The sequence below is a fragment of the Rhizobacter sp. genome (genome assembly GCF_031412495.1).
Lineage (GTDB): Bacteria > Pseudomonadota > Gammaproteobacteria > Burkholderiales > Burkholderiaceae_C > Schlegelella_A.
This window is the reverse complement of sequence record NZ_JANODC010000102.1, coordinates 1-4,563: the sequence shown is the minus strand read 5'-3', so window position 1 is coordinate 4,563 and position 4,563 is coordinate 1. Positions and strand designations below refer to the sequence as shown.

Here is a 4,563-nt window from a genome sequence, read left to right as displayed (position 1 = left end):
TTCCTGATCACGAGGATGCCGCCCTTGCCGTTCGGCAGCTCGTTGCCCTGCTCGTCGACGACCGCCGCATCGATGCCCGGGAAGGGCAGCGTGCACGAGCCGGGCACCAGCGGCGTCGCGCCCGGCAGCGGCGTGATCACGTGGCCGCCGGTCTCGGTCTGCCAGAAGGTATCGACCACCGGGCAGCGCCCGCCGCCGACTTCCCTGTGATACCACTCCCACGCCGCCGGGTTGATCGGCTCGCCCACGGTGCCGAGGATGCGCAGGCTCGACAGGTCGAACTTCCTCGGATGCACCGCCTCGCTGCCTTCGGCCGTCTTGATGAGCGCGCGGATCGCCGTCGGCGCGGTGTAGAAGATGCTCACCTTGTGCTTGGCGATCGTGCGCCAGAAGCGGCTCGCTTCGGGGTAGGTCGGGATGCCCTCGAACACGACCTCGGTGCCGCCGAGCGCGAGCGGGCCGTAGGCGATGTAGGTGTGGCCGGTGACCCAGCCGATGTCGGCGGTGCACCAGAAGACGTCGTCGGGCTTGAGATCGAAGGTCCACTTGGTCGTCAGCGCCGCGTGCAGCAGGTAGCCGCCCGTCGAGTGCTGCACGCCTTTCGGCTTGCCCGTCGAGCCCGAGGTGTACAGCAGGAACAGCGGGTGCTCGGCGAGGACCCATTCCGGCTCGCAGCTCGCCGGCTCCTTGTCCACCAGCTCGTGCAGCCACTTGTCGCGGGGCGCCACGAAGGTGACCGGCCCGCCGGTGCGCCGGTAGACGATGACGTCGCGCACCGAGTGGCCCGGGCCGGCGAGCGCCTCGTCGACGATGGCCTTCAGCGGCAACGCCTTGCCGCCGCGCATCTGCTCGTCGGCGGTGATGACGAGCACCGCGCCGGTGTCGGCGATCCGGTCGCGCAGGCTCTGCGCCGAAAAGCCCCCGAACACCACCGAGTGGGTCGCGCCGATGCGGGCACAGGCCAGCATCGCGACGACGCCCTCGATCGACATCGGCATGTAGATGACGACGCGGTCGCCCTTGACCAGGCCGCGCGCCTTCAGCGCGTTGGCGAGGCGGCACGTCCGCTCGAGCAGCTCCGCGTAGCTGACGCGGCTGACGGCGCCGTCGTCGGCCTCGAAGACGATCGCCGTCTTGTCGCCGAGGCCGGCCTCGACGTGCCGGTCGAGGCAGTTGTACGACGCGTTCAGCGTGCCGTCCTCGAACCACCTGAAGAAGGGCGGCTTGTCGGCGTTGAGGACCGTGCGGAACGGCGTCCGCCAGGAGATCAGCTCGCGGGCCAGGCGGGCCCAGTAGGCCTCGTGGTCGCGCTCGGCCTCGTCGCGGAGTGCCCGGTACGCCGGCATGCCGGAGACCCACGCATCCTTCATCGCGGCGGCCGAGGGCGGGTAGACGTTCTGTTCTGCGCTCATGCGGATGTCTCCTTGCGATCTTGAGCGCCTCTTTTACCTCATGTGCCCAGGCCCGGAGTCCGGCATCGACCCTCCACGCCGGAACGGCACCCCGCCGCCGACTGAGGCCACGGTTACAGCCGCTTACGCGGTGTGAGCGCAGCTCTTGAAAATGCGCGCTCCGGGGCTTCCCGGTGCCCGCCGAATTCCCTGGACCACGAATTGAATGCTTGCCCGCGCTATCACCTCAAGACCCTCGCCCTCCTCGCCACCCTGCTCTCCTCCGGCATCGCCCACGCCGGCGTCAACGCCGACCGCGCTGCGCCCGCACAGCTCGTGCAGGACAGCGACTCCACCGACCGCTTCATCGTCAGGTTCCGCGACCGAAACGGCGACCCGCGGCCCAAGCTGACCGCCATCGGCAGCGCCTTCGGGGAACGCCTCGACCACGTCCGGCCGATGTCGGGAGACGCCCACGTCGTGCGGCTCGGCCGCCGGGTCATGCGACTGGAAACCCGCGAGCTCGTGCGCCGGCTCGCCACCGACCCGCGCATCGCGTCGATCGAACCAGACACCGTGATGCACCCGCTCTCCACCCCGAACGACACCATGTTCGGCCAGCAGTGGCACTACCACGAGGCGGCAGGTGGCATCAACCTGCCGCGGGCCTGGGACCTTTCGACAGGCTCGAGTGCAATCCGCATCGCGATCATTGACACGGGCGTCCTGCCGCATGCGGAGCTGGCCGGCCGAACGATTGGCGGCTTCGACTTCATCGCTGACACGGCCGTCTCGAACGACGGCGACGGCCGGGACGCCAACGCAGCCGATCCAGGCGACTATGGTTGCAACGGCGCCGCCAGCTCCTGGCACGGCACTCACGTCGCCGGCACCATCGGAGCGGCGAGCAACAACGGGGCGGGCGTCACCGGCATCAACTGGGTCTCGCGGCTGGTGCCCGTGCGCGTGCTCGGCAGGTGCGGGGGCTACACCTCCGACATCGTCGACGGCATGCGCTGGGCCGCAGGGATCGATGTCCCCGGGGTGCCCGCCAACCCATACCCGGCCCGCGTCGAGAACATCAGTCTCGGCGCCAGCGGCACGTGCTCGGCCGCCTTCCAGAGCGCCGTCAACGACGTCGTCGCCCGCGGCACCGTCGTGGTGGTCGCCGCCGGCAACAACAACGCCGACGCCGCGGGCGCGCAGCCGGCGAGCTGCAATGGCGTCATCGCCGTCGCGGCAACGACGCGCAACGGCGGACGGGCCGGCTACAGCAACTTCGGCGCAAAGGTCACGATCGCCGCGCCCGGGGGCGGCAGCGGCGACGCCGTCCTGTCGACGCTGAACACCGGCTCGACGACGCCGGCGGCGGACAGCTTCGCCTGGTTCCAGGGAACGAGCATGGCCACCCCGCACGTCAGCGGTGTCGTTTCCCTGATGCTTTCGCTCGACCCTTCGCTGACGCCGGCACAGGTCGCGCAGCGGCTGCGCGCCGCGGCCCGCCCCTTTCCTACCGGGACCGGCAACGACTGCAACACGTCGCTCTGCGGGGCCGGGATCGTCGATGCAGCCGCGAGCCTGGCAGGGCTGGCGGCACCCACGCCTGCGCCCTCACCTGCACCCGCACCGACCCCGCCGACCCCTAACGGCTGGACGCGCATCGCGGAAGAAGGACAGCCCTTCTCCCTGAACGGCACGCAGACCGTGCGCTACGGGAGCGAGCCGTACTGGATCATGCGGACGATCACCGGCGGCGGAGCCTGCACCAACGAGTTCTTCCAGACCGACCCGGCATACGGAATCCGCAAAGGTTGCGAGGTCTCGACGACAGTTGCCAGCCCTGTGCCGCCGCCGGCGATCAGCGGCTGGACGAAGATCGCCAACGAATGGGAAGGCTTCAGCGTCAGCGGCACGCAGACGGTTCGCTACGGCAGCGGCTCGGCCTGGATCTCGCAAAGCGTCACCGGTGTTGGCAGCTGCACGAACAGCTTCTTCGGCAGGGATCCCGCCAACGGCATCGTCAAGGAGTGCCAGGTCGCGACCGCGCCGGCCTGGACGCGCATCGCCGGGGAGTGGGAAGCCTTCAGCGTTAGCGGCACGCAGACGGTCCGGTACGGCAGCGGCGCGACCTGGATTACCAAAAGCGTGACCGGCAACGGCGCCTGCACGAACGCGTTCTTCGGCAACGACCCGCTCCCCGGCACCGTGAAGCAGTGCGAGGTCGCCGCCGCGTTGACGTCGACCGTGGCCAGGCGCTGACGAGGTCCCGAGCCGGCCTGCGCGCCGCGCGTCCCTCGACGCGCGGCACCGCAGACCTCAGTTCAGGCTCGTCCCCACGATGGGCGCCAGGGCCGCCTGAATGCGCGCGACCTGCGCGGCGTCGAGCATAGGGCCCAGGATCTCGAGGAAGCGCGGGTCCTGCACGCCCGTGGTGATGTACTGCCAGCGGTACGCGGCCAGCATCGTCGCCTCGATGGCCTGGACCTGCTTCGGCTCGAAAGGGCGGCTGAGGGCGAGGACGAAGTAGGCCGCGTCTTCCCGGGCCTGCATCTGGCAGATGCCGTCGACGGCGCCGACCAGGCCGATCAGGTCGTCGACGGCCCGGTCGCGGCCGGCGGCATCGATGCTGTCGTTCTCGCGCTGCCACTCGAGCTCGTCGACGATGGCGTGCTGCGACTCCTCGCGCCAGTGGAACAGGAACACGTCCTTCCACAGCGGGTCAAGGTTGCCGTCGGACTCGATGCTGCTGCGGTAGTGCGCCTGCGAGAACAGCTCGATGTCGCAGGTGAGCGCGAGCACGGCCCAGGTCGACGCGCCGAGCACGGCGCTGGCGACGTCGTTCGGCTGCGGCAGGAACCGGTAGCCGTCGGGCATGCCCGCGGCGGTCATCGCGTCGAGCCGACGGAACAGCTCCTGGTGCTTCAGCTCCTCGTCGGTGAGCCGGACCAGCGCCTCGAAGGCAACCTGGTCGCCGAGCGCGTGGCCGCGGCCGAGCTCGGCCATCTTGGCGCCGATGAAGCGCTCGACCAGGGCGAACATGTTGGCGTAGGTGCGGCCCTGCACCTGCGAGAAGAAGCGCTTCTCGTCGGCCGTCAGGAACGGCAGCTGGGCGACCTTGGACAGGCCATCGGGCAGGAACTTGCGGCCGAAGTCGAAGCTGCGGCCGCGGATG

3 protein-coding genes are annotated in these 4,563 nt (G+C 69.9%); 1 reads left to right on the top strand and 2 read right to left on the bottom strand.

What is annotated here, in order from left to right; all coding sequences use genetic code 11:
• Positions 1 to 1,412, bottom strand: a 1,412-nt coding sequence (locus AC30N0_RS03710; RefSeq protein ID WP_489516585.1) for an acetate--CoA ligase, incomplete at its 3' end; no start/stop codon positions are given.
• Between the two features lie 201 nt (positions 1,413 to 1,613).
• On the opposite strand from AC30N0_RS03710, the gene AC30N0_RS03705 reads away from it, so the two are divergent.
• Positions 1,614 to 3,650, top strand: coding sequence for a S8 family peptidase (locus tag AC30N0_RS03705; RefSeq protein ID WP_489516584.1), 2,037 nt, complete (start codon positions 1,614 to 1,616; stop codon positions 3,648 to 3,650).
• 57 nt (positions 3,651 to 3,707) lie between these two features.
• On the opposite strand, the gene AC30N0_RS03700 is transcribed toward AC30N0_RS03705, so the two are convergent.
• The coding region (locus tag AC30N0_RS03700; RefSeq protein WP_489516583.1) for a hypothetical protein at positions 3,708 to 4,563 on the bottom strand (856 nt) is incomplete at its 5' end.